Origin of the sequence: Streptomyces sp. 2A115, assembly GCF_052245575.1 — a bacterium.
GTDB lineage: Bacteria > Actinomycetota > Actinomycetes > Streptomycetales > Streptomycetaceae > Streptomyces.
The window spans coordinates 1-22,157 of record NZ_JBQQCG010000066.1; the positions used below are offsets into that span (position 1 = coordinate 1).

The window sequence follows — 22,157 nt, forward strand, 5'->3', positions numbered from 1 at the left end:
CCTGTGCGCGAGGCCGCTGGCCGCTCCGTGCAGGGGGCCTTCAAGGACGCCGAGGCCCGCTGAGACGGCGGCGTACGCGTGGGCGTGGGCCGAGGCGGCGACCCGGACCGCGAGCGTCGAGGCGGCCAGGTCATGGTCGACGAGCAGCCCGAGTGCCGTGTCCAGGGCGCGCAGGGACGCCTCGTCGGCCTCCCGGCCGCTGAGCCGGGCCCACAGGCGGTGCGCCAACGGGCCCTCGTCCCGGTGGCCGTGCCGCTTGGGCGGCAGGGCGGCGACGAGCGTGGGGATCAGGGTGCGGGCCGTGCCGAGCACGGCTTCCTCGGAGAGGTCGAAGCGCAGCGGGTCCGCGGTCGCCGCGGCGATGGCCGCCACGCGGAGCCGGTCAGTGGGGCCCGTGTGCTCGGGCAGCGCGTCGACGGCGCGGCGGGCCACGGCGACGGACGCGTCCGGGGCGGTGAAGATTACGCCGGGGCGCAGAACGCCCGTCCAGAGCCACTCGGCGACCTCTTCGTAGGAATGGCGCGCGGCCAGCTCGGTCGCGTCGACGCCCCGGAAGTAGTAGCGATCCTTGTCGATCAAGGTGATCCGGGTGCGGACGGAGAGCTTGCCCGCGGCCGGTGAACTCTCGGCCGGCTCACGCCTGTTGCGCCGCGCGAGCGCCTCCACCTCCTTGGCGTCGAACGTGCTGCCCCGGCCGGCTGGACTGCGTCGGCTGCCGAGCTGGCCGCGGCTCACGTACGCGTACACCGTTTCGGGCTTCACGCCGAGTAGTTCCGCGGCCTCCTTGGTGCTGATCCGCCGCCCTGCATGCGCGGAGGCCGGTTCTTGATCCCTCATGAGCGTCACCATATCTGTATGACCGAATATTGATTCAATCAATATTGACAGAGATTGAGTCAAGCATGGACAGTCGAATCAATTACAGGGAGGAACGCATGTCGATCAACCAGGCCCCTATCGCCTCCGCAGATGTGCCGCGAGGACTCGCGGGCGTCGTCGTCACCGACACCGTGCTCGGTGATGTCAGAGGGCTCGAGGGGTTTTATCACTATCGCCAGTACTCGGCCGTCGAACTCGCGCAGACCCGCGGGTTCGAGGACGTATGGCATCTGCTGGTCCACGGCGAACTGCCGGACGCGGGGCGGCGTTCCGCCTTCATGGCGCGGACTGCGGACCTGCGGCGGCTGCCGGGGGAGGTGCGGGCCGCGCTGCCCGCGATCGCCGCGGCCGGCGGGCGGTCCGGGGCGCTCACCGGGATGCGGACCGCGTTGTCGCTGCTCGGTGCGGCCCGGGGGTTCCGGCCGGTGTACGACATTGACGCCGATCAACGTCGTGCGGACACGCTCGCTGCGTCGGCGGCCGTACCGACGCTGTTGACCGCGCTCCACCGGCTTGGGCTGGGTTTGGATCCGATCGAGCCGCGTGACGATCTGCCCTATGCCGCCAACTACCTCTACATGCTGACCGGTTCGGAACCGGATCCGGAGCGGGCACGGGCGATCGAGCAATACCTGATCGCAACCATTGATCATGGATTCAACGCGTCAACATTCACCGCCCGGGTGATCACGTCGACCGGCGCGGACGTCGCGGCCTGCCTCGTCGGCGCGGTGGGAGCCCTTTCCGGCCCGCTCCACGGTGGTGCCCCGAGTCGGGCCCTGGACACCCTCGACGCGATCGGAACACCGGACCGCATCGACTCCTGGATCCGCGAACGGGTCCTCGAGGGCGACCGCATCATGGGCTTCGGCCACCCCGTCTACCGCACCGAGGATCCCCGCTCGCGCATGCTCCGGGGCATCGCCCAGCGGTTCGGCGGCCCTCTGGTCGACTTCGCGGTCGAGGTCGAACGCCACGTGGAGGCGATCCTCGCGGAGCTCAAACCCGGCCGTGAGCTGCACACGAACGTCGAGTTCTACGCGGGCGTCGTCATGGAGCTGTGCGGCCTCCCGCGCGAGATGTTCACTCCGACGTTCGCGGCGGCCCGCGTGGTCGGCTGGAGCGCCAACATCCTGGAACAGGCGGAGGATCCGAAGATCATTCGGCCGGCGGCGCGGTATGTGGGGCCGGTGCCGGAGGTGGCGTAAGGCCTCACCTTCTATGTTCCGGACCCCGGCTTCTATGTTCCGGACCCCGGCGCAGGAGTCCGAGGGCTGTTCACCTCAGCGATCGCCTGCTCGAAGATCTTGAACAACCGGCCCTCATCGCTGTCCGTCGGCAGGGCGGCCTTCGTCGGGCGGGACGCCGCCCAGTAGCGGTTGAACGCCGGGCTCCGGACCAGGTTTCGCGCGTGCACGAGTATCTCGTCGTCGGAGTAGCTGCCCCACGTGTAGGCGAGCACGTAGTGGTTGAAGGTCAGGTTGGCGAAGAGGTTCTGGCGGAGCGCGGAGTTCGGCTCCGCCGGGAAGTCGCCCCAAACCTCGGCGAGCAGCGGATCGTCCATCGCCATCTGAGTCAGCTGCATGTGGAGGCTGCGCATGTCTGCCTCCGCGCTCCGGCGTAGCTCAGCGCGGGAGGAAGCCAGCTCGTCGCGTTGCAAAGACAGCTCGTGTCGCTGTAGCCGCAGTTCTCGCTGCTGAAAGAGGAGGGTGACGATGAGCAGAAGCAGCGCCAGGCCGGAGAAGACGGCGCTCACGCCGCCGAAGTAGTCTCCAATGGCACTGCGCTCCGCGGCCGTCCGCCGATTGCCGTTGGCCGCTTCGACGCCTCGTATCAGCCAGCCGCTGAGAGCGACCGATGCCGCGCCAACCGCGGCTATCCCAGCGACCGTTGCGGCCAGCCACGTACAGACGGAGATCGCTGACCGCCACGTACGAGCACGCGCCATGGATCCCTCCCCTGGAGTCCGCGGGATCCTTCCCTCGTCCCCCACGGCGAAACGGGCCCGGTGCCTTGTGGGCCCGAGCCCGCGTGGTCTGTCCCCTGGGCTAGTCGTCGGGGATGTCGTCCTTGGCGCAGATCACGGTGTGGCGATCAACAACGACGATGCGTTCGTCGGCGGCTCGGATGCGGCCCGGCGGAAGCAGGGATTCGAGGCGATCGGTCTCGTCCCTGCCGATGACGGCGAAGTCGCCGTCGGTGAGCTTGAAGATGTCTGGACACGTCTGCCCGGAAAGGCAGCCCCGCTTACACGGGGGCAGCCCCACACGGTGGGCTATGGACAGCTTGCGGGCGTTCAGGCGCCCGATGTGTGCGGTCAAATTGTGTCTCCTGGTGCTGTGAGGGGTGGAGCGAGGCGGAGCGACGAGATGTGATCCAGGCATCAAGGCCGGGTTGCGGCCGGTTCAGACGTCCGGGATGTCTCTCTTGGCTCGAACGAGGGTCTCGCGACTGATGACGACGATGCGCTCGTAGTCGGCACGTGCAGCATCGGTAGGGAGCTCGCCGTCGAGCGCGTCTGTCCTGTCTGTCCCGATGACAGCGAAGTTTCCGTCGCTGAGTTCGAAGATGTCAGGGCAGGTGTCCCCGTTGAGGCTGCCACGTTCGCGGGGGCTCGCACCAAGCCGGCGCACGATCTTCAAAGTGGATCCCGGTCCTTGCAACAGTAGGCGATAAGGGCGGGGCAAGATTAGCCGCCTTCTGTTACTGATGAGGCCGTGATTTAGCCCAACTGGCCCTCATCGTCGGGCGGTTCACCGACCACCCACCACTCTTCAGAGTCGGCGTCCTCCAAGTCGTGGATGAGGGAGTCCGTCATTCGACCCACCCGGGCTTCGACCGAGGAGTCATTCAGGCTTGCGCGGTGGGGGCGAGTTGTCTCCCAGTACTCGCGGAAGACCTGGTTGCGGCAGATCACGCGAAGGTGGCCGTGAAGCTCATCCCAGTTGACGACGCCAAGGCGATAGGCGAGCAGATGGTTGGTGTACATGGCATTGGCGAAGAGGAACTGTCGCCGCTGAGTGGGTGAATCGGCGTCTGCGCTACTGAACACGGCGGCCAGATCCGGGTCGTCCATGGCCTTGCTCAACAGGTAGAACTGCAAGCGCTGTTGCTCCGCGAGCATGGCTTGCCTGCTGTTGGCGTGCTCCATCCGCGTGACTCGCAACCGCAACTCCTCGTGCTGTCGTTGCTGTGAGGCCAAGGCGACCAGAACCCCGGCTGCGAACGCGAGCCCCGCCGTTGCGGCGGATCCCACCCCTCGTATCCCATGTTTCTGTGTGACCATGTCAACCCCCGAATCAGGCGACCGTCCGCCGGTCGTCGGTGCGGGTCGACAGGGAGCAGACCGGCGAGCGGTGGGCGGCGCGCTTGCCGTCTCCCAGGGTGCCGAGCGGCTCTGATCGGCGGGGAGGCGGAGAGGAGGCGCACGGAGGGAAGCGCGGGTCGCGCAACTCGGCGCCATGCCAGACGTGTGCCCCGCGAGCGCCGCTAACAATCGTTCACTTCGCGGACTTTCCACCGGCTCGTATCCTTGGTCGGCATTCATTCCCCGTAACAAGAGCCGGTCCGTGAGCCGGTGTACGCATTGGTGTGAGAGAGGTCGCGCGTTGAGTCAGGCGAGCCCCCCGCAGATCCCGGTCCTCGTCCTCGCCGGTTTCCTGGGATCAGGCAAGACCACCCTGCTCAACCACCTCCTGCACCGCAGCGGAGGCAGCCGCATCGGGGCCGTCGTCAACGACTTCGGGGCGATCGAGATCGACGCGATGGCGGTCGCCGGCGCGCTCGGCGACTCCACCGTCTCCCTCGGGAACGGGTGCCTGTGCTGTGCCGTGGACGCGAGCGAGCTCGACGTCTACTTGGACCGGCTCGCCCAGCCCGCCGCGGGTATCGACGTGATCGTCATCGAGGCGAGCGGCCTCGCCGAGCCGCAGGAGCTCGTGAAGATGCTCCTCGCCGGCGAGAACCCGCGCATCGTCTACGGCGGGCTCGTGGAGGTCGTCGACGCCGCCGAGTTCGACGCCACCCGCGAGAAGCATCCCGAGATCGACCGGCACCTCGCCATCGCCGATCTCGTGGTCGTCAACAAGGCGGACCGGGCGCCGGACCCCGAGCGTGTACTCCGCCTCGTGCGGACGCTCACCGACCGTGCCGCCGTCGTGCCCGCCTCGTACGGGCGGATCGACCCCGAGTTCCTCTTCGACCGCAGGCCGGACGAGGAGCGCATCGGGCAGCTCTCCTTCGACGACCTCCACCGCCACGAGGAGGGCGGCGACAACGGCCATGACGGCCACCGCGGCCATCTGCACTCCGCCTACGAGTCCCTCGACTTCGTGTCCGAAGTGCCCCTCAGTCCTCGGCGGTTGATGGACTTCCTCGACAGCAGGCCCGAGGGCCTCTACCGCATCAAGGGGTACGTCGACTTCGGCGCCGCCGACCCCCGCAACCGGTACGCCGTGCATGCCGTGGGCCGGTTCCTGCGCTTCTACCCGGAGCCCTGGACTCCGGGCGAACGCCTCACCCAGCTCGTCCTCATCGGCTCCGGCATTGACGCCCGTGCCCTCGCCAAGGAACTGGAAGCGTGCAAAGAGAACGCCCCACACGCCGACGAGCACAGCATGTGGGGCGTTCTCCGGTACGTACAGGAGCAGGACCCTGACGGGCAGGGCCAGGGCCCGGAGGCTTAGGCCTGGCCAGGCCGGGAGGCTCAGGCCGGGCCCGCCACCACCGAGACCGTCTTCGCCAGCGAGACCCCCGAGCCGTCCCGCCGCGGATCCATCTCCGGTAGGTCCGCCGGCGTCCCGTTCTTCTGCGCGGCCCGGGCCGGAGCGGGGCCGGCCCACGCCAGGCTGAGGCAGTCCTCGCCCTTCAGGAACCGCTGGCAGCGCACGCCACCGGTGGCACGGCCCTTGCGCGGGTACTGGTCGAACGGGGTCAGCTTCGCGGTCGTCTGGACCGAGTCGTCGAGCGTGCCGCGCGAACCCGCCACCGTGAAGACCACCGCGTCCACCGCCGGATCGACCGCCGTGAAGGAGATCACCTTGGCACCGTCCGTGAGCTTGACGCCCGCCACGCCGCCCGCGGGCCGGCCCTGCGGGCGGACCTGGGAGGCCTGGAAGCGCAGCAGTTGGGCGTCGTCCGTGATGAAGACCAGGTCCTCCTCGCCCGTACGCAGCTCGGCCGCGCCGACGATCCGGTCGCCGTCCTTGAGCGTGATGACCTCCAACTCCTCCTTGTTCGAGGGATAGTCGGGAACCACCCGCTTGACGACGCCCTGCTCTGTGCCGAGGGCCAGACCCGGCGACGACTCGTCGAGCGTCATCAGGCAGACGACCTCCTCGTCGCCCTCCAGGGTCAGGAACTCCGAAATCGGCGCGCCCCCCGAGAGGTTCGGCGCCGCGGCGGTCTCGGGCAGCTGAGGGAGGTCGATGACGTTGATCCGCAACAGCCGTCCGGTGGACGTGACCGCGCCGATCGCCCCCTGCGCCGTCGCCGGGACGGCGGAGACGATCAGGTCGTGCTTGGCGCGCTTGCCGTCGCCCTCCCCGAAGGGGTCACCGTTGGCCGTACGCGCGAGCAGCCCCGTCGACGACAGGAGCACCCGGCACGGGTCGTCGGCCACCTGCAGCGGCACGGCCGCGGCGGAGGAACCGGCGGACTCCAGCAGCACCGTGCGCCGCTCGGTGCCGAACTTCTTGGCCACGGCGGCCAGTTCGCCCGACACCAGCTTGCGCAGCTCGGCGTCCGATTCCAGGATGCCGGTCAGCTCGTCGATCTCGCCGTTGAGCCGGTCGCGCTCCGTCTCGAGCTCGATGCGGTCGAACCTGGTGAGGCGGCGCAGCGGCGTGTCCAGGATGTACTGCGTCTGGACCTCGCTCAGCGAGAAGCGCTCGATCAGGCGCTCCTTGGCCTGCGCGGAGTTGTCACTGGAGCGGATGAGGCGGATGACCTCGTCGATGTCGATCAGGGCCACCAGAAGGCCCTCGACCAGGTGCAGCCGGTCGCGCTTCTTGCCGCGGCGGAACTCGCTGCGGCGGCGCACGACCTCGAAGCGATGGTCGAGGTACACCTCCAGGAGTTCCTTGAGGCCCAGCGTGAGCGGCTGGCCGTCCACCAGCGCCACATTGTTGATGCCGAAGGACTCCTCCATCGGCGTCAGCTTGTAGAGCTGCTCCAGGACCGCCTCCGGCACGAAACCGTTCTTGATCTCGATGACCAGGCGCAGGCCGTGCGCCCGGTCGGTGAGGTCCTTGACGTCCGCGATGCCCTGCAGCTTCTTCGCGCCGACCAGGTCCTTGATCTTGGCGATCACCTTCTCCGGGCCGACGGTGAAGGGCAGCTCGGTGACGATGATGCCCTTGCGGCGCGGCGTCACGTTGTCCACCGAGACCGTCGCGCGGATCTTGAAGGTACCGCGGCCCGTCTCGTACGCGTCCCGGATCCCCGAGAGGCCGACGATCCGACCGCCCGTGGGCAGGTCGGGGCCCGGCACGTGCCTCATGAGCGTCTCGAGATCGGCGCCCGGGTAACGGATCAGGTGCCGGGCGGCGGCGATCACCTCGCCGAGGTTGTGCGGCGCCATGTTCGTCGCCATACCGACCGCGATGCCCGACGAGCCGTTGACCAGCAGGTTCGGGTAAGCGGCCGGGAGGACCGACGGCTCCTGCTCCTGGCCGTCGTAGTTCGGCGTGAAGTCGACCGTGTTCTCGTCGATCGACTCCGTCATCAGGGAGGTCGCGTCGGCCATCCGGGCCTCGGTGTACCGCATGGCGGCCGGCGGGTCGTCGTTGCCGAGCGAGCCGAAGTTGCCGTGGCCGTCGACCAGCGGCAGGCGCATGGAGAAGGGCTGGGCAAGGCGCACCAGGGCGTCGTAGATCGACGCGTCGCCGTGCGGGTGGAGCTTACCCATGACCTCGCCGACGACGCGGGCGCACTTCACATAGCCGCGGTCGGGGCGCAGGCCCATCTCGTTCATCTGGTAGACGATGCGGCGGTGCACGGGCTTGAGGCCGTCGCGGGCGTCCGGCAGGGCTCGGGAGTAGATGACCGAGTACGCGTACTCGAGGAAGGAGCCCTGCATCTCGTCGACGACGTCGATGTCGAGGATTCGCTCCTCAAAGTCGTCGGGCGGCGGGGTCTTCGTGCTGCGGCGGGCCATCGCTGCTGCGGCTCCTTCACAGTCTCTGCCGGGGCATGAACGGGTTCTGACGGGCTCCATTGTGGACCGGCCCACTGACAACGTGGACCACGGCCCATCCGTACGGGCTCCCGAGGGTGCCCGCGTGCTCGCTCTCGGCGTACGCGACGCGGGAACTTCGCCAGCTGTCGGCGCGCTTGCATACAGTGGCATGACTAGCAGGAATTCAGCAGTTTTCCGCGATCGAAGGGACGTACATGCCCATGGGTCACACGGCCACAGCTGAGGCCGGCTCCGGCGGCCTGACAGCGACCGAGCACCGCCTGGCGAACGGCCTGCGCGTGGTGCTCTCCGAGGACCACCTGACCCCGGTCGCGGCGGTGTGCCTCTGGTACGACGTCGGCTCGCGGCACGAGGTCAAGGGCCGCACCGGCCTTGCCCACCTCTTCGAGCACCTGATGTTCCAGGGCTCGGGCCAGGTGAAGGGCAACGGTCACTTCGAACTGGTGCAGGGCGCGGGCGGTTCGCTCAACGGCACGACCAGTTTCGAGCGGACCAACTACTTCGAGACCATGCCCACGCACCAGCTGGAGCTCGCCCTCTGGCTGGAAGCCGATCGCATGGGCTCGCTGCTCGCCGCGCTCGACGACGAGTCGATGGAGAACCAGCGGGACGTCGTCAAGAACGAGCGCCGGCAGCGGTACGACAACGTTCCCTATGGCACCGCTTTCGAGAAGCTGACCGGGCTCGCCTACCCGGAGGGCCATCCTTACCACCACACCCCGATCGGGTCGATGGCGGACCTGGACGCGGCCACTCTTGAAGACGCGCGCGCCTTTTTCCGCACCTACTACGCGCCCAACAACGCCGTTCTGTCGATCGTCGGAGACATCGACCCGGAGCAGACGCTCGCCTGGGTCGAGAAGTACTTCGGCTCGATTCAGGGCCACGACGGCAAGCCCGCCCCGCGTGACGGCGCGCTGCCGGAGATCATCGGCGAGCAGCTGCGCGAGGTCGTCGAGGAGGAGGTCCCGGCCCGCGCGCTGATGGCCGCCTACCGGCTGCCGGAGGACGGCACGCGCGCGTGCGACGCGGCCGACCTGGCCCTGACCGTCCTCGGCGGCGGCGAGTCGTCCCGCCTCTACAACCGGCTCGTACGCCGTGACCGCACCGCGGTGGCCGCCGGGTTCGGCCTGCTGCGCCTCGCCGGAGCGCCCTCCCTGGGGTGGCTCGACGTGAAGACGTCCGGCGACGTCAAGGTGCCGGTCATCGAGGCCGCCGTCGACGAGGAGCTCGCCCGGTTCGCCGAGGAGGGCCCCACGGCCGAGGAAATGGAGCGGGCCCAGGCCCAGTTGGAGCGTGAGTGGCTGGACCGGCTCAGCACGGTCGCGGGCCGCGCCGACGAACTGTGCCGGTACGCCGTGCTGTTCGGCGACCCGCAGCTCGCCCTGAGCGCCGTCCAGCGCGTGCTCGACGTCACGGCCGAGGAGGTGCAGGAGGTCGCGAAGGCCCGCCTGCGCCCCGACAACCGCGCGGTGCTGGTCTACGAGCCGGTCGCCGCGGAAAACGCCGACGCTGCCGAAGACACCGACGCCGCTGAAGACACCGACGAGGAGGCGGCCAAGTGACCGAGCTCGCCACGATGGACTTCCACCCCCAGCCGCAGGCCGGCGAGGCCAGGCCCTGGGCCTTCCCGGCACCCGAGCGCGGCACGCTCGACAACGGCCTGACGGTGCTGCGCTGCCACCGGCCCGGCCAGCAGGTCGTCGCCGTCGAAATCCTCCTGGCCGCCCCGTTGGAGGCCGAACCGCAGGGCCTGGACGGCATCGCCACGATCATGGCGCGTGCCTTCTCCGAAGGCACCGACAAGCACTCCGCCGAGGAGTTCGCCGCCGAGCTGGAGCGCTGCGGCGCCACCCTCGACGCCCACGCCGACCATCCCGGCGTACGGCTCAGCCTCGAGGTGCCCGTCTCCCGGCTCCCCAAGGCGCTCGGTCTGCTCGCCGACGCCCTCAGGGCCCCCGCCTTCGAGGACAGCGAGGTCGAGCGGCTGGTGCGCAACCGGCTCGACGAGATCCCGCACGAGACCGCCAACCCGTCCCGACGCGCCGCCAAGGAGCTCTCCAAGGAGCTCTTCCCGGCCACTTCGCGCATGTCGCGCCCGCGCCAGGGCACCGAGGAGACGGTCGCCGCGATCGACTCGGCAGCCGTACGCGCCTTCTACGAGAGGCACGTACGCCCCGCCACGGCCACCGCGGTCGTCGTCGGTGACCTCACCGACGTCGACCTCGACGGGCTGTTCGGTGACACGCTCGGCTCCTGGACCGGCTCGCAGGCACAGGCCCGCCCCGTGCCGCCGGTGACCGCCGACGACACCGGACGCGTGGTCATCGTCGACCGCCCCGGAGCCGTCCAGACGCAGCTGCTCATCGGCCGCGTCGGCGCCGACCGCCACGACCGCGTGTGGCCCGCCCAGGTGCTCGGCACGTACTGCCTCGGCGGCACCCTCACCTCCCGCCTGGACCGCGTCCTGCGCGAGGAAAAGGGTTACACCTACGGTGTGCGGGCGTTCGGCCAGGTGCTGCGCTCCGCGCCCCCGTCTCCCTCCGGCGGGGCTACGGGCGCCGCGATGCTCGCCATCAGCGGCTCCGTGGACACCCCGAACACCGGCCCGGCGCTCGACGACCTGTGGAAGGTGCTGCGCACCCTCGCGGCCGAGGGGCTGACGGACTCCGAGCGCGACATCGCCGTGCAGAACCTGGTGGGCGTCGCACCCCTCAAGTTCGAGACCGCGGCCGCGGTGGCGAGCACGCTCGCCGACCAGGTCGAGCAGTACCTGCCGGACGACTACCAGGCGACGCTGTACCAGCAACTCGCCGCCACCGGCACCGTGGAGGCCACGGCGGCCGCCGTGAGCGCCTTCCCGGTGGACCGTCTGGTGACCGTCCTCGTCGGCGACGCCGCGCAGATCGAGGAGCCGGTCAGGGCCCTCGGAATCGGTGAAGTGAGCGTCGTACCGGCGGAGTAGAGGCGCAGTAGGGGAGTGGACACAGGCAACTCCTGGGGCCCGGGCGACTGAAGAGTCGTCCGGGCCTTCTTTTGCCCGGACTTCATCCCTGGTTCGTGGGTTGTCCGTATTGATAGGGAGGTTGCCTGTCTGCCCTGTGGCATGCGCTACAAAAGCCTTGATCCGTTTGTTGATTGAAAGTTCCCGCGCTTAGCGTCGGTCCGGCTGTTCGTCAGGCAGTGCGCCGCACCCGCGGCACCGGACAGTCATCGCCGAGTCCCCGTACGGCGCGAGCCAGGGGAGCCGGGGACCCACACCAAGTCCCTGGGGTGAATCGGGCGACCTCCACGCAGTGGAGTGAGCCCGTAGGAGACCTTCCTAACTCCGAACCCGTCAGCTAACCCGGTAGGCGAGAAGGAAGGAAAGGACCAGCCACTTCATGGCGTTCACCCGCGCCACCGGGAAGCACCGTCGTCCCAGCCGCATGAAGCGCACGACCCGCAGGACCGTGGGCGTCGCCGCACTCGCCACCACCGGAGTCGTCGGCACACTGGCCGCCCCGGCGCTCGCGGCCGAGAGGTCGGTCGAGCAGACGGGCCTCACCCAGGCCGTCACCATCGGTGACACGGTCGCCGACCAGATCGACGCCCAGGCCGCCGCCCAGCAGCACGCCGCCGACGTGGCCGCCGCCCGCGAGAAGGCCGAGGCGGAGGCGAAGAAGCGCGCCGAGGAGGCCGAGAAGAAGGCCGAGGAGAGGGCCAAGAAGGAGCGCGAGGCCGAGGCCCGTGCCGCCCGCGAGGCCGAGCGCAAACGCCTCCTCGGCACGTACGTCGCCCCCGTCGCCGACTCGTACGTCTCCACCGGCTACAAGACCGGCGGCGCCGTCTGGTCCTCCGGCAGCCACACCGGCATCGACTTCCACGCCGGAAGCGGCACCGCCGTGCGCGCCGTGGGCTCCGGAACCGTCGTCGAGGCAGGCTGGGGTGGCGCGTACGGCAACGAGGTCGTCATCAAGATGAACGACGGCACGTACACCCAGTACGGCCACCTGTCGTCCATCGGCGTCTCCGTCGGCCAGACGGTCACCCCGGGGCAGCGGATAGGCCTCTCCGGGGCGACCGGCAACGTCACCGGGGCGCACCTCCACTTCGAGGCGCGCACATCCGCGGAGTACGGCTCGGACATCGACCCCACCGCCTACCTCCGCTCGCACGGCGTGAACGTCTGAAGACCTGACGTCCGGCTCGCGGCATCTCTCCCGAAGGCCCTGGCTCACCGAGCCGGGGCTTTCGTGCGTCCTGACGCTTGCTGCCCTCTTCGTGACTGCTTCCTGACCGGACGACTACCTGTTCAGTGGCGCGGTGTGTCCAAAAAATAGCCATGGATTCCGGCCTGACATCGGAATTTCCGGCTCTCTGCAATAGAGTCACTGAACAAGCGTCAATCGACCGCGTTTCGCGGGGGTTAAGGCGGAGGTCCGGTCATGCGTATTCCCGCGCACTCGGTATGCACGGCGATCCGTGACGACATCGTCGCGGGTGTCTACGAGCGCGGCAGCCGGCTCACCGAAGAACTGCTCGCGCGCCGTTATGGCGTCTCCCGGGTTCCGGTGCGCGAGGCCCTGCGCACCCTGGAGGCGGAGGGCTTCGTCGTGACCCGCCGGCACGCGGGCGCGTGCGTCGCGGAGCCCACCGAGCAGGAGGCCGCCGACCTGCTGGAGATGCGCATGCTGCTGGAGCCGCTGGGCGCAGCGCGGGCCGCTCAGCGCCGCACCGAGGCGCACCTCAAGGTGCTGCGAGGCCTGGTCAGGCTGGGGCAGGAGCGGGCCAGGAAAGGCAACAGCGAGGATCTGCGCTCGCTGGGGGGCTGGTTCCACGAGACGCTCGCACAGGCCTCCGGCAGTCCTGCGCTGACCTCGACGCTGGCCCAGCTGCGGCACAAGATCGCGTGGATGTACGCGGTCGAGTCGCCGGCCCATCCCACCGAGTCCTGGGGCGAGCACGGCGCCATCGTGGACGCCGTCGCGCGCGGCGACAGCGAGCGGGCCCGGGCGATCACGACGCTGCACGCGGAGCGGGCGTCGGGCGCGCACCGGCTGCGCTTTCCCGGTGGCGGGGAGCGCGCGGAACGCGTGAGGACTTCGCAACATCCCGTAAACACGGCGAGCCTGCGTTATTAACAGTGCCGCCGTATACAAAGAGAAGTAATTCGCGGGGGATTATTTCTGCTGCCTATAATCCGAAAAAGCAAAGGGCCCGCCTCGTATTAGAGGCGAGCCCTTCAGTGTGTGCGGGTGGAGCGGCATCTTGAAACGAAGGCCACGGCCACCATCAATTGAGTAACCCCGAAGGTGCGCAACCACCTCCGCGAGAGCGGCGCCGGCTCAGGCGCAGAGGCGCGCTCAGACCGTCTCGGGAAGCTCATCGAGGCCGTCGGCGACCAGCTTCGCCAGGCGGTCGAGCGCCACGTCCGCGCCCTCGGCGGCGGAGGACAGCACGATCTCCTCGCCGCCCTGGGCGCCCAGGCCGAGGACCGCGAGCATGGAAGCCGCGTTGACGGGGGTGCCGTCGGCCTTGGCGATCGTCACGGGGACGCCGGAGGCGGTGGCCGCCCGGACGAAGATGGAGGCGGGACGGGCGTGGAGGCCCTCGGCCCAGCCGACGTTGACGCGGCGCTCAGCCATGTGATGCTGCCCTTCAGGTGTCTCACGGTTGTCTAGACCATTGTTCCATAGCGTGAAGCGGTGGCCTGAGCGGGGCGCAAATCCCCGCCGGGGACGGGCTTCGGACCCAAGACTGCCTCGCGCCGTTGTCGCACGCGAGCCCGTCGTTGTCGGACCTGAGTCGTACTCTGGGGCCCATGCAGACCGAGCCGGACCGGCATGAGTACCCCGCTCACTGGGAGGCCGACGTAGTGCTGCGCGACGGCGGCACCGCGCGCATCCGGCCCATCACGGCCGATGACGCCGACCGCCTGGTCAGCTTCTACGAGCAGGTGTCCGACGAGTCGAAGTACTACCGCTTCTTCGCGCCGTACCCGCGCCTGTCCGCCAAGGACGTCCACCGCTTCACCCACCACGACTTTGTGGACCGGGTGGGACTCGCGGCCACGGTCGGCGGCGAGTTCATCGCCACCGTACGCTACGACCGCATCAACGCCGATGGGCTGCCCGCCTCCGCGCCCGCCGACGAGGCCGAGGTCGCCTTCCTCGTGCAGGACGCCCACCAGGGGCGCGGTGTCGCCTCCGCTCTCCTCGAACACGTCGGGGCCGTGGCCCGCGAGCGCGGCATCCGCCGCTTCGCCGCCGAGGTACTGCCCGCCAACACCAAGATGATCAAGGTGTTCACGGACGCCGGGTACCAGCAGAAGCGCAGCTTCGAAGACGGCGTCGTACGCCTGGAGTTCGACCTGGAGCCCACCGACCGCTCGCTCGCCGTGCAGCGCGCACGCGAACAGCGGGCGGAGGGGCGGTCCGTGGCGCGGCTCCTGGCGCCCGGCTCGGTCGCCGTCATCGGGGTGGGTCGCACACAAGGGGGAGTGGGGCGCAGCGTCCTCGAGAACCTCCGTGAGGCCGGCTTCACCGGACGCCTGTACGCGGTCAACGGGGCGGTCCAGGAGAAGGGGCTCGCCGGGGTCCCGGCGCACCGCTCCGTCCGCGACATCGCCGGCCCCATCGACCTGGCCGTCGTCGCCGTCCCGGCCGAGCGCGTCCCCGAAGTCGTCGCCGAATGCGGTGAGCACGGGGTGCAGGGACTCGTCGTGGTCTCCGCCGGGTACGCCGAGGGCGGTCCCGAAGGCCGGGAGCGCCAGCGAGAGCTCGTGCGCCAGGCGCGTACGTACGGGATGCGCATCATCGGACCCAACGCCTTCGGAGTCATCAACACCTCCCCGGAGGTGCGGCTCAACGCCTCACTCGCACCGCAGATGCCACGGGCCGGACGGATCGGCCTGTTCGCGCAGTCCGGCGCCATCGGGATCGCCCTGCTGTCCCGGCTGCACCGGCGCGGCGGCGGGGTCACGGGCGTGACCGGCGTGTCCACGTTCGTCTCCTCGGGCAACCGCGCGGACGTGTCGGGCAACGACGTCCTGCAGTACTGGTACGACGACCCCGACACCGATGTCGCGCTCATGTACCTCGAATCGATCGGGAACCCCCGGAAGTTCACCCGCCTCGCCCGGCGCACGGCGGCGGCGAAGCCACTGGTCGTCGTCCAGGGCGCACGGCACGGCGGCGCCGCGCCCCAGGGGCACGCCGTACGGGCCACGCGGCTGCCGCACACGACCGTTTCCGCGCTGCTGAGGCAAGCCGGAGTCATCCGGGTGGACACGATCACGGAGCTGGTCGACGCGGGGCTGCTGCTGGCACGCCAGCCGTTGCCTCCAGGGCCTCGGGTGGCGATTCTCGGGAACTCCGAGTCACTGGGACTGCTCACGTACGACGCCTGTCTGGCCGAAGGGCTGCGACCGCTGCCGCCCACGGATCTGACCACGGCGGCCTCCGCGGAGGACTTCCACGCGGCGCTGGCGCACGCGCTGGCCGACGAGGCCTGTGACGCCGTGGTCGTCACCGCGATCCCGGCGTTGGGGGAGACGTCCGTGGCGGACGCGGCCCTCGCGGAGGCGCTCCGCTCGGCCTCCGCCGCGGATCCCGCCAAGCCGGTGCTCGTGGTCCACGTCGAGCTCGGTGGGCTCGCGGAGGCGCTGTCCGCGGCCACCAGCACGGCACCTCAGACCGTCGAGGCCCAGATGCCCCGCCCCGCCGAACCGCCGGCGGCGCTGGCACCCGTCGACGAGTCCCGCCTCATCCCGGCCTACCCCGCTGCGGAACGTGCCGTCCGTGCCCTCGCCGAAGCCGTCAGGTACGGCGAGTGGCGACGCGAAGCCGCCGACCCGGGCCGGGTCCCCGAATACGAGGACATCGACGAGAAGGGAGCCGCCGAACAGATCGACGGACTGCTCGGCAACGGAGACCTGGGCGGGCTCACGCTCGGCCCCGACGACACCTGCGCGCTGCTCGGGCGGTACGGCATCGACGTACGCCGGGCCCTGCCGGCTCCCACGCCCGACGAGGCCGTCGCCGCGGCGGAGCGCCTCGGCTACCCCGTGGCACTCAAGACCACCGCTCCGCACCTGCGGCACCGCGCCGACCTGGGCGGCGTACGGCTGGATCTGGCGGACGAGGAGCAACTGCGCCGGGCTTACGCCGAGTTGACCAGCCTCTTCGGGAAGCCCGAGGAGCTGCGTCCCGTGGTGCAGGGGATGGCGCCGCGAGGCGTCGACACGGTCGTCCGCGCGGTCATCGACCCGGCGGCCGGAGCGGTGCTCTCGTTCGGGCTCGCCGGAGCAGCGTCCGAGCTGCTCGGGGACACCGCCCACCGGCTGATTCCGGTCACGGACCGGGACGCGGCCTCGCTGGTCCGGTCGATCCGGACCGCGCCGCTCCTCTTCGGCTGGCGTGGCTCGGCACCGGCCGACACGGCGGCACTGGAGGAACTGCTGCTGCGCCTGTCGCGCCTTGTCGACGACCATCCCGAGGTCGTCTCCGCGGCCCTGGAGCCCGTCGTCGTCGCCCCGCGCGGGCTGAGCGTGCTCGGCGCCTCCGTGCGGCTCGCACCGCCGCCCGCCCGCGACGACCTCGGTCCGCGCACGCTTCCTGTGTACTGAGCGGTGCCTCGCAGTCACTGGGTCCCCGTAGGATGGACGTCATGGCCAAGACCAGTACATCGACCCAGGGGCTGCGAGCGGCGATCGAGCGCAGCGGCTACTACCCGGCCCTCGTGGCCGAGGCGGTGGAGGCCGCTGTCGGCGGTGAGCCCATCCGGTCGTTTCTGGTCCACCAGGAGACGACGTTCGACGCCAACGAGGTGCGTCGGCACGTGACGGTGCTCGTTCTCACGGGCAACCGTTTCATCGTGAGCCACACCGACGAGCAGGCGGCGGACAGCACGTCGCCGACGCCGTACGCGACCACGTCCACCGAGTCCGTGAAGCTCGGCCGGATCTCGTCGGTCGTTCTCAGCCGGGTCGTCGCCAATCCGGAGAAGTACGTTGTGGGGACGCTGCCCCGCGAGGTCGTCCTCACCATCGGCTGGGGTGCGGTCGCCCGTATCGACCTCGAGCCTGCCGCCTGCGGCGACCCCAACTGCGAGGCGGACCACGGGTACACGGGCAGTTCGACGGCGGACGACCTGAGCCTGCGCGTCAGCGAGGCCGGCGACGGTCCGGACGCCGTGCGGCAGACGCTCGCCTTCGCGCAGTCGCTGTCCGAGGCGACCGCGGACGTCACGCGCTGATGTCCCAGTCTGTCTGGGACCACCCGGAACCGCTCGCTCTCGACTCAGCCCCCGTCCCCGAGTACGGCACCGGTTCGCTCGCCGACCTGCTGCCCACACTCGCCGCGGGCATGGGCGTACCGGATACGACCGCTTCGCTCACCGAACTGAGCCCGGCCGACCGGAACTGCGTCTTTCTGATCGACGGCCTCGGCTGGGAGCAGCTGAAGGCGCATCCGGACGAGGCCCCGTTCATGAGCGCCCTGCTGAACAGCTCGCGCGGCGGCACCGGCCGGCCGATCACGGCGGGCTATCCCGCGACCACCGCGACCTCGCTGGCCTCGGTGGGTACGGGACTGCCGCCGGGCGCACACGGTCTGCCCGGCTACACCGTGCGCAACCCGGAGACCGGCGAGCTGATGAACCAGCTCCGGTGGAACCCGTGGACGGCGCCGGGCAAGTGGCAGCCGTACCCCACGATCTTCAAGCTGGCCGACGCGGCGGGTGTGCACACCGCCCAGGTCTCGTCGCCGGGCTTCCAGAACACCCCGCTGACCAAGGTCGCGCTCAGCGGCGGAACGTTTCACGGGCGGCTGTCCGGCGAGGACCGCATGGACTTCGCGGCTGAGCAACTGGCCGCCGGGGACCGCTCCTTGGTCTACACGTACTACGCCGAGGTGGACGGCAAGGGTCACCGCTTCGGTGTCGACTCGGACCCCTGGCGCGGCCAGCTCATGTACGTGGACCGGCTGGTCCAGCGCCTGGCGGAACAACTGCCACCGCGCACAGCGCTCTACGTCACCGCTGACCACGGCATGATCGACATCCCCTTCGACGAGCAGCACCGCATCGACTTCGACGAGGACTGGGAGCTGCGCGCCGGAGTCGCCCTCCTCGGCGGCGAGGGCCGGGCCCGGCATGTCTACGCGGTCCCGGGGGCCGAGTCGGACGTCGTGACCTGCTGGCGCGAGGTGCTCGGCGAGCAGTTCTGGGTGGCCTCACGGGACGAGGCGATCGCGGCGGGCTGGTTCGGGCCGCGGATCGACGAGCGGGTGTACGCCCGGATCGGTGACGTGGTCGCGGCCGCTCGGGACGACGTACTGATCATCGCGTCCGAGCGGGAGCCGAAGGAGTCGGCGATGGTCGGCAACCACGGCTCGATGACGTCGGTGGAGCAACACGTCCCGCTCCTGGAAGTACGTTCCTGACGTCTCCTCCGCTCCCTCCCTCTCTTCCCGAAAGGTGCTCAACTCGCCATGTCCGAGCTGGTGTTCTTCTCCGGAACCATGGACTGCGGGAAGTCCACCGATTTGCTGGGGCATTCGCCATGTGTCGGTGGTGTTGTGGGCGGGGTTGTGTCGTCTGTTGCTGTTGTTGTCCGTCTTGGTGGTGTGTGTCGTCTTCGTTCGATCCGGAAGGTCCCGCGGTCCTGATGTCCGAATTGGTGTTTTTCTCGGGAACGATGGACTGCGGGAAGAGTACTTTGGCGCTGCAAATTGGCCACAACCGGTCGGCCAGAGGGCTCCAGGGTGTGATCTTCACGCGGGACGACCGCGCGGGGGAGGGGAAGCTGTCGTCACGGCTGGGGTTGGTGACCGAGGCGGTGGAGGCGGGGCCGGGACTGGAGTTGTACGGGTATGTGGTGGAGCAGTTGTCGCGGGGCGGCAAGGTCGACTACGTGATCGTCGACGAGGCCCAGTTCCTGCTGTCGGAGCAGATCGACCAGTTGGCCCGGATCGTGGACGACCTGAACCTGGACGTCTTCGCCTTCGGTATCACCACTGACTTCCGCACCAAGCTCTTCCCCGGCTCCCAGCGCCTGATCGAGCTCGCCGACCGTGTCGAGACCCTACAGGTCGAGGCGATGTGCTGGTGTGGTGCGCGGGCGACTCACAACGCCCGCACCGTGGGCGGGGAGATGGTCGTCGAGGGCGAGCAGGTCGTGGTGGGGGATGTGGCCCGGTCGGCGGCCGAGGTGGGGTACGAGGTGCTGTGTCGACGCCATCACCGTCGACGGATGACGAGTGCCGTGTCGAGGGCGGGGACGCTGTCGCCGGACGTGCTGCCGGTCTCCTCTGCGTGACTACCGGTCGGAGGGGGAGGCGAGCGGACTTGCTCGCTGCTCGTGCCCGTCGCAGCGGAGCGAGCGTTCGGGGCATGGTGCGGGATACGTCCGGCCAAGGGGAAGACGACTCATGCGGCACGTGAGTATCAGAAACATATGAATCGCGGGGATCTGCCCGTGGTTCCAGGGAAGGAGTTGAAATCGGCCGGTCAGGATCTACTGGACGACATTCTGAACAACCCGGGAACCGCTACGTCCCCGGTTAATTCTGGAAACTTTGCTGGCGGGACGCGATACATCATGCCGGACCCGGCTGGTGGGCGCGGGATCGGGGCGACCTTCAACTCTAATGGTAGATCCGCGCAGGGTGCGGCCTGCTGGTGTCGATCTCATCGGCACGTAAGCCGTCCTGACTCATGCTGCGCTCCTCTCGACCACCGCCACGGCCCCTGGCCCGCGCACGGCTGACAGCAGCCTCCCACATCAACCCCCGTACGCACGCCCGCAATTCATTGCCAGCGGCCCCGGTCACAGGCGATGCCGCCCAGCCCCGCCTCGGACCTCTCGGACATCAGTTTTTCCCTGTGCGACCTGACGTGAACGAACTTCTCCCGGCTCGGTTTTTAGCTGATCAAGGTAGGCGTCGATGGGTGTCCCGGTCTCGTCCAGCCAGACGGCGGCCCGATCGACGGCCGACGGCAGGTCGCCCACCGCGTCGGCCACGCGGTGGGCGTCCTCGGGCGTCAGCTCCCGGACGCGCCGCAGCAGGTGCTCCACGCTCTCCTCCCGCCGGAAGGCGTCTATGTCCAGCGTGGCGGCGAGTCGGCCCCAGCCCGGGTTCCGGGTGGTGACCAGGGCATGGCCGCCCTCGGGGATGTACGGGATCAGCTGCTGGGGATCATCCGCCTGGTCGTACACCAGGAGCCAACGGACGTTCGGCATCCCCCCGTTCAACGCGTCCAGGGCCTGCCGGGCAGCCGGCGGGGAGTCGGGGGCGATCCGAACGCCGAGGCCGTCGGCGAGTTCGGCCAGTGAGGCGACCACCTGCTCGGCCTCCCCGGCGGGAACCCACCACACCACGTCGTAGTCGGTCAGGAAGCGGTGCGTGTATTCCAGTGCGATCTGCGACTTGCCGATGCCTGCCGGCCCCTGGACCACCAACGGCGTCGGTAGCCTTAGGAGTTGGTCGCGCAGCGCCTCCAGGAGCACAGAGCGGCCGGTGAAGAAGCGGTTGCGTACGGGCGCGTTCTGCACGGCCGGCACCGTGCCGGGAAAGCGGTGAGTCGGCGCTGCGCGGTGGTTCAACAGAGCGGGGCGGTCCAGAGCGCGTAGGAGTGCCGCGGCCGCGTCGCCCTCATCCAGCCGCATCAGGTACACCGGGTCGCTGCCCGGCAGCGGGCCCGGGAGCGGGCCGTCGCCGACGCGAATCAGGACGGGTTGACGCCACACGCCCGTGACGTCCTGGGCATTCAGCGCCTCCCACTGAGCGCGACACGACGGGGAGCGCATGTATGCCGGGGACAGCAGGACCACCGCCCGACCGGCGTCGCTGTCCGGTGGCGGGATCCCCACTGGACAGGTCCGAACGCGGAAGCCCGACCTGAGTAGGACGCTCTGAGCCCAGTCCGCCCACATGCGGTCCTCGGGGGCATACGCGAGCCAGAGATCCGAGGGCGGGAGGGGGCGACGGCGCACGAACATGTCACCTGTGCGCAGTCGCTCGGCCTCCTCGATCGGTGGCAGGGCGGTTACCTCGCCGTCGGAGACCAAAGCGGTGAGACGTTCGAAGGCACTGAGCAACGAGGTGGCGGCACCGGGCTCGTCGCCGAAGGTCGCCAGCGTCTCCTCGTACGCGTAATAGGGCCGGTACGGGATCTCCACCGAAGCCCAGTAGGAAGCCAGACCGGACGCCGTGAGCCCCTTGGGGAGACCCTCGAACTTCAGCCGGGCGAGGGCGCGGCCGGCGTCGACCCGCTCCTTCGCGCCCTCGTCGATGCGCATGGGGACGGGCAGGATCCTGATCCCTCGGTCGCCGTAGCGCTCACTGATCTCGCGGGCGACAGAAGCGGCGCCGTCTATGCTCTGGTCGCTGAGAGTGAAGCAGTCCACAAGCATGTCGGGCAGGTGAACCGTGCAGATGTCCGCGGTGTCGCTGAGGCCGGTGCGACTGTCGAGGAGAACGTAGTCGTAGTGCCGCTTCATGTCCTCGCGTACGGCGTCCAGGAACAGACCGCCCGCGAGTCGTTCGTAGAAGTTGTCCCAGTCGAAGGCGCTGACCATGGCGGAGTAGTCGCGACTCTGCCGCCCCGCCGAGACGAAGTCGAGAGTTCCGCCGTCGGGGAATTCCCAGTCCAGGGAAACGGCATGGGTCCGGATCCGGGCGTAGGGCAGATGCCAGGACCCGGAGGGCGCGGCCGGCTGCTCTGTGGCTGCCCACGCGTAGTCGGTGATCATGTCGATCACACCGGTGGTGGCGCCCAGCACCGCGGGGTCGAGAAAGGGATGGAAGAAGCGATGCAGGCCTGGCGCCTCCAGGTCCCAGTCCACCACGAGGACGCGCTTGGCGTTGGCGGCGAGAATCCACGCGGTATTGGCCAGCGCCATGGTGCGGCCCGTACCGCCTTTGTAGGAGTAGAACGTGACGATGCGTCCGTCACGGCCATCGGTCATCGCCGCTCCCCGCCATGCCGTGTCAGATGTGCGTCGCCGCTCGGGATCGGAGGACTCCCGAGCCGTCCAGACTAGCCACTGGTACGGCTACTTGCCTCGTTCCAGGGGCAGTTGATCCTTGTTGCGCTA

Annotated in this window: 17 protein-coding genes, 1 pseudogene and 1 riboswitch; of the genes and pseudogenes, 10 read left to right on the plus strand and 8 right to left on the minus strand. The window is 69.4% G+C overall.

All coding sequences use genetic code 11. From position 1 onward, the window contains the following. The coding region (locus ACTWQR_RS39790; protein WP_443232133.1) for a citrate/2-methylcitrate synthase at positions 1-837 on the minus strand (837 nt) is incomplete at its 3' end. 98 nt (positions 838-935) lie between these two features. Here ACTWQR_RS39790 and ACTWQR_RS39795 point away from each other — a divergent pair. Continuing rightward, on the plus strand, positions 936-2,087 hold the full coding sequence (locus ACTWQR_RS39795) for a citrate synthase/methylcitrate synthase (protein WP_443232134.1): 1,152 nt from the start codon (positions 936-938) through the stop codon (positions 2,085-2,087). Between the two features lie 32 nt (positions 2,088-2,119). On the opposite strand, the gene ACTWQR_RS39800 is transcribed toward ACTWQR_RS39795, so the two are convergent. From ACTWQR_RS39800 to ACTWQR_RS39815, 4 genes are all read right to left on the minus strand, one after another. After that, complete coding sequence (locus tag ACTWQR_RS39800) at positions 2,120-2,827, minus strand: DUF6082 family protein (RefSeq protein WP_443232135.1); 708 nt, start codon at positions 2,825-2,827, stop codon at positions 2,120-2,122. Positions 2,828-2,927: 100 nt separating this feature from the next. Continuing rightward, a complete protein-coding gene (locus tag ACTWQR_RS39805) occupies positions 2,928-3,200 on the minus strand; it encodes a hypothetical protein (RefSeq protein ID WP_443232136.1) in 273 nt (90 codons plus the stop codon). A gap of 84 nt (positions 3,201-3,284) precedes the next feature. After that, a complete protein-coding gene (locus ACTWQR_RS39810) occupies positions 3,285-3,521 on the minus strand; it encodes a hypothetical protein (RefSeq protein ID WP_443232137.1) in 237 nt (78 codons plus the stop codon). An 80-nt stretch (positions 3,522-3,601) separates the two neighbouring features. Beyond that, on the minus strand, positions 3,602-4,135 hold the full coding sequence (locus ACTWQR_RS39815; RefSeq protein WP_443232138.1) for a DUF6082 family protein: 534 nt from the start codon (positions 4,133-4,135) through the stop codon (positions 3,602-3,604). 352 nt (positions 4,136-4,487) lie between these two features. Here ACTWQR_RS39815 and ACTWQR_RS39820 point away from each other — a divergent pair, with 352 nt between their 5' ends. Further along, a complete protein-coding gene (locus ACTWQR_RS39820; RefSeq protein WP_443232139.1) occupies positions 4,488-5,564 on the plus strand; it encodes a CobW family GTP-binding protein in 1,077 nt (358 codons plus the stop codon). A 20-nt stretch (positions 5,565-5,584) separates the two neighbouring features. Here the strand turns inward: ACTWQR_RS39820 and ACTWQR_RS39825 are convergent, their stop codons facing one another. Further along, the gene (locus tag ACTWQR_RS39825; protein ID WP_443232140.1) at positions 5,585-8,035 is read right to left on the minus strand and encodes a DNA gyrase/topoisomerase IV subunit A; all 2,451 of its coding nucleotides are present in this window, start codon (positions 8,033-8,035) and stop codon (positions 5,585-5,587) included. A gap of 236 nt (positions 8,036-8,271) precedes the next feature. On the opposite strand from ACTWQR_RS39825, the gene ACTWQR_RS39830 reads away from it, so the two are divergent. From ACTWQR_RS39830 to ACTWQR_RS39845, 4 genes are all read left to right on the plus strand, one after another. Further along, positions 8,272-9,642, plus strand: coding sequence for a M16 family metallopeptidase (locus tag ACTWQR_RS39830; RefSeq protein WP_443232141.1), 1,371 nt, complete (start codon positions 8,272-8,274; stop codon positions 9,640-9,642). Continuing rightward, the gene (locus tag ACTWQR_RS39835; protein WP_443232142.1) at positions 9,639-11,042 is read left to right on the plus strand and encodes a M16 family metallopeptidase; all 1,404 of its coding nucleotides are present in this window, start codon (positions 9,639-9,641) and stop codon (positions 11,040-11,042) included. Before ACTWQR_RS39830 ends, ACTWQR_RS39835 begins: the two co-directional genes overlap by 4 nt. Before the next feature lie 239 nt (positions 11,043-11,281). After that, positions 11,282-11,447: riboswitch (cyclic di-AMP (ydaO/yuaA leader) on the plus strand. A 13-nt stretch (positions 11,448-11,460) separates the two neighbouring features. After that, entirely contained in the window at positions 11,461-12,249 is a 789-nt protein-coding gene (locus tag ACTWQR_RS39840; protein ID WP_443232143.1) for a M23 family metallopeptidase, read from the plus strand. Between the two features lie 255 nt (positions 12,250-12,504). Further along, complete coding sequence (locus ACTWQR_RS39845) at positions 12,505-13,200, plus strand: GntR family transcriptional regulator (protein ID WP_443232144.1); 696 nt, start codon at positions 12,505-12,507, stop codon at positions 13,198-13,200. Positions 13,201-13,422: 222 nt separating this feature from the next. Here ACTWQR_RS39845 and ACTWQR_RS39850 read toward each other — a convergent pair whose 3' ends face one another. Continuing rightward, positions 13,423-13,704 (minus strand): HPr family phosphocarrier protein, encoded by a 282-nt coding sequence (locus ACTWQR_RS39850; protein ID WP_443232145.1) that lies wholly within the window; start codon positions 13,702-13,704, stop codon positions 13,423-13,425. A 176-nt stretch (positions 13,705-13,880) separates the two neighbouring features. Here ACTWQR_RS39850 and ACTWQR_RS39855 point away from each other — a divergent pair, with 176 nt between their 5' ends. From ACTWQR_RS39855 to ACTWQR_RS39870, 4 genes are all read left to right on the plus strand, one after another. Further along, entirely contained in the window at positions 13,881-16,685 is a 2,805-nt protein-coding gene (locus ACTWQR_RS39855) for a bifunctional acetate--CoA ligase family protein/GNAT family N-acetyltransferase (RefSeq protein ID WP_443232146.1), read from the plus strand. A 41-nt stretch (positions 16,686-16,726) separates the two neighbouring features. Then, positions 16,727-17,314: a DUF5998 family protein gene (locus ACTWQR_RS39860; protein ID WP_443232147.1), complete on the plus strand. Its 588-nt coding sequence runs from the start codon at positions 16,727-16,729 to the stop codon at positions 17,312-17,314. Next, on the plus strand, positions 17,314-18,501 hold the full coding sequence (locus ACTWQR_RS39865; RefSeq protein WP_443232148.1) for an alkaline phosphatase family protein: 1,188 nt from the start codon (positions 17,314-17,316) through the stop codon (positions 18,499-18,501). Before ACTWQR_RS39860 ends, ACTWQR_RS39865 begins: the two co-directional genes overlap by 1 nt. 224 nt (positions 18,502-18,725) lie before the next feature. Continuing rightward, entirely contained in the window at positions 18,726-19,376 is a 651-nt protein-coding gene (locus ACTWQR_RS39870) for a thymidine kinase (protein ID WP_443232149.1), read from the plus strand. 585 nt (positions 19,377-19,961) lie between these two features. Here ACTWQR_RS39870 and ACTWQR_RS39875 read toward each other — a convergent pair. Next, positions 19,962-22,028 (minus strand): annotated as a pseudogene (locus ACTWQR_RS39875) (KGGVGR-motif variant AAA ATPase); the annotation flags it as partial. Positions 22,029-22,157 lie beyond the last annotated feature (129 nt).

Excerpts from the sequence above, each read along its gene's own strand:
- ACTWQR_RS39795 (WP_443232134.1), top strand. The coding sequence starts at position 936 with ATGTCGATCAACCAGGCCCCTATCGCCTCCGCAGATGTGCCGCGAGGA.
- ACTWQR_RS39800 (WP_443232135.1), bottom strand. The coding sequence starts at position 2,827 with ATGGCGCGTGCTCGTACGTGGCGGTCAGCGATCTCCGTCTGTACGTGG.
- ACTWQR_RS39825 (WP_443232140.1), bottom strand. The coding sequence starts at position 8,035 with ATGGCCCGCCGCAGCACGAAGACCCCGCCGCCCGACGACTTTGAGGAG.
- ACTWQR_RS39830 (WP_443232141.1), top strand. The coding sequence starts at position 8,272 with ATGCCCATGGGTCACACGGCCACAGCTGAGGCCGGCTCCGGCGGCCTG.
- ACTWQR_RS39840 (WP_443232143.1), top strand. The coding sequence starts at position 11,461 with ATGGCGTTCACCCGCGCCACCGGGAAGCACCGTCGTCCCAGCCGCATG.
- ACTWQR_RS39845 (WP_443232144.1), top strand. The coding sequence starts at position 12,505 with ATGCGTATTCCCGCGCACTCGGTATGCACGGCGATCCGTGACGACATC.
- ACTWQR_RS39850 (WP_443232145.1), bottom strand. The coding sequence starts at position 13,704 with ATGGCTGAGCGCCGCGTCAACGTCGGCTGGGCCGAGGGCCTCCACGCC.
- ACTWQR_RS39855 (WP_443232146.1), top strand. The coding sequence starts at position 13,881 with ATGCAGACCGAGCCGGACCGGCATGAGTACCCCGCTCACTGGGAGGCC.
- ACTWQR_RS39860 (WP_443232147.1), top strand. The coding sequence starts at position 16,727 with ATGGCCAAGACCAGTACATCGACCCAGGGGCTGCGAGCGGCGATCGAG.
- ACTWQR_RS39865 (WP_443232148.1), top strand. The coding sequence starts at position 17,314 with ATGTCCCAGTCTGTCTGGGACCACCCGGAACCGCTCGCTCTCGACTCA.
- ACTWQR_RS39870 (WP_443232149.1), top strand. The coding sequence starts at position 18,726 with ATGTCCGAATTGGTGTTTTTCTCGGGAACGATGGACTGCGGGAAGAGT.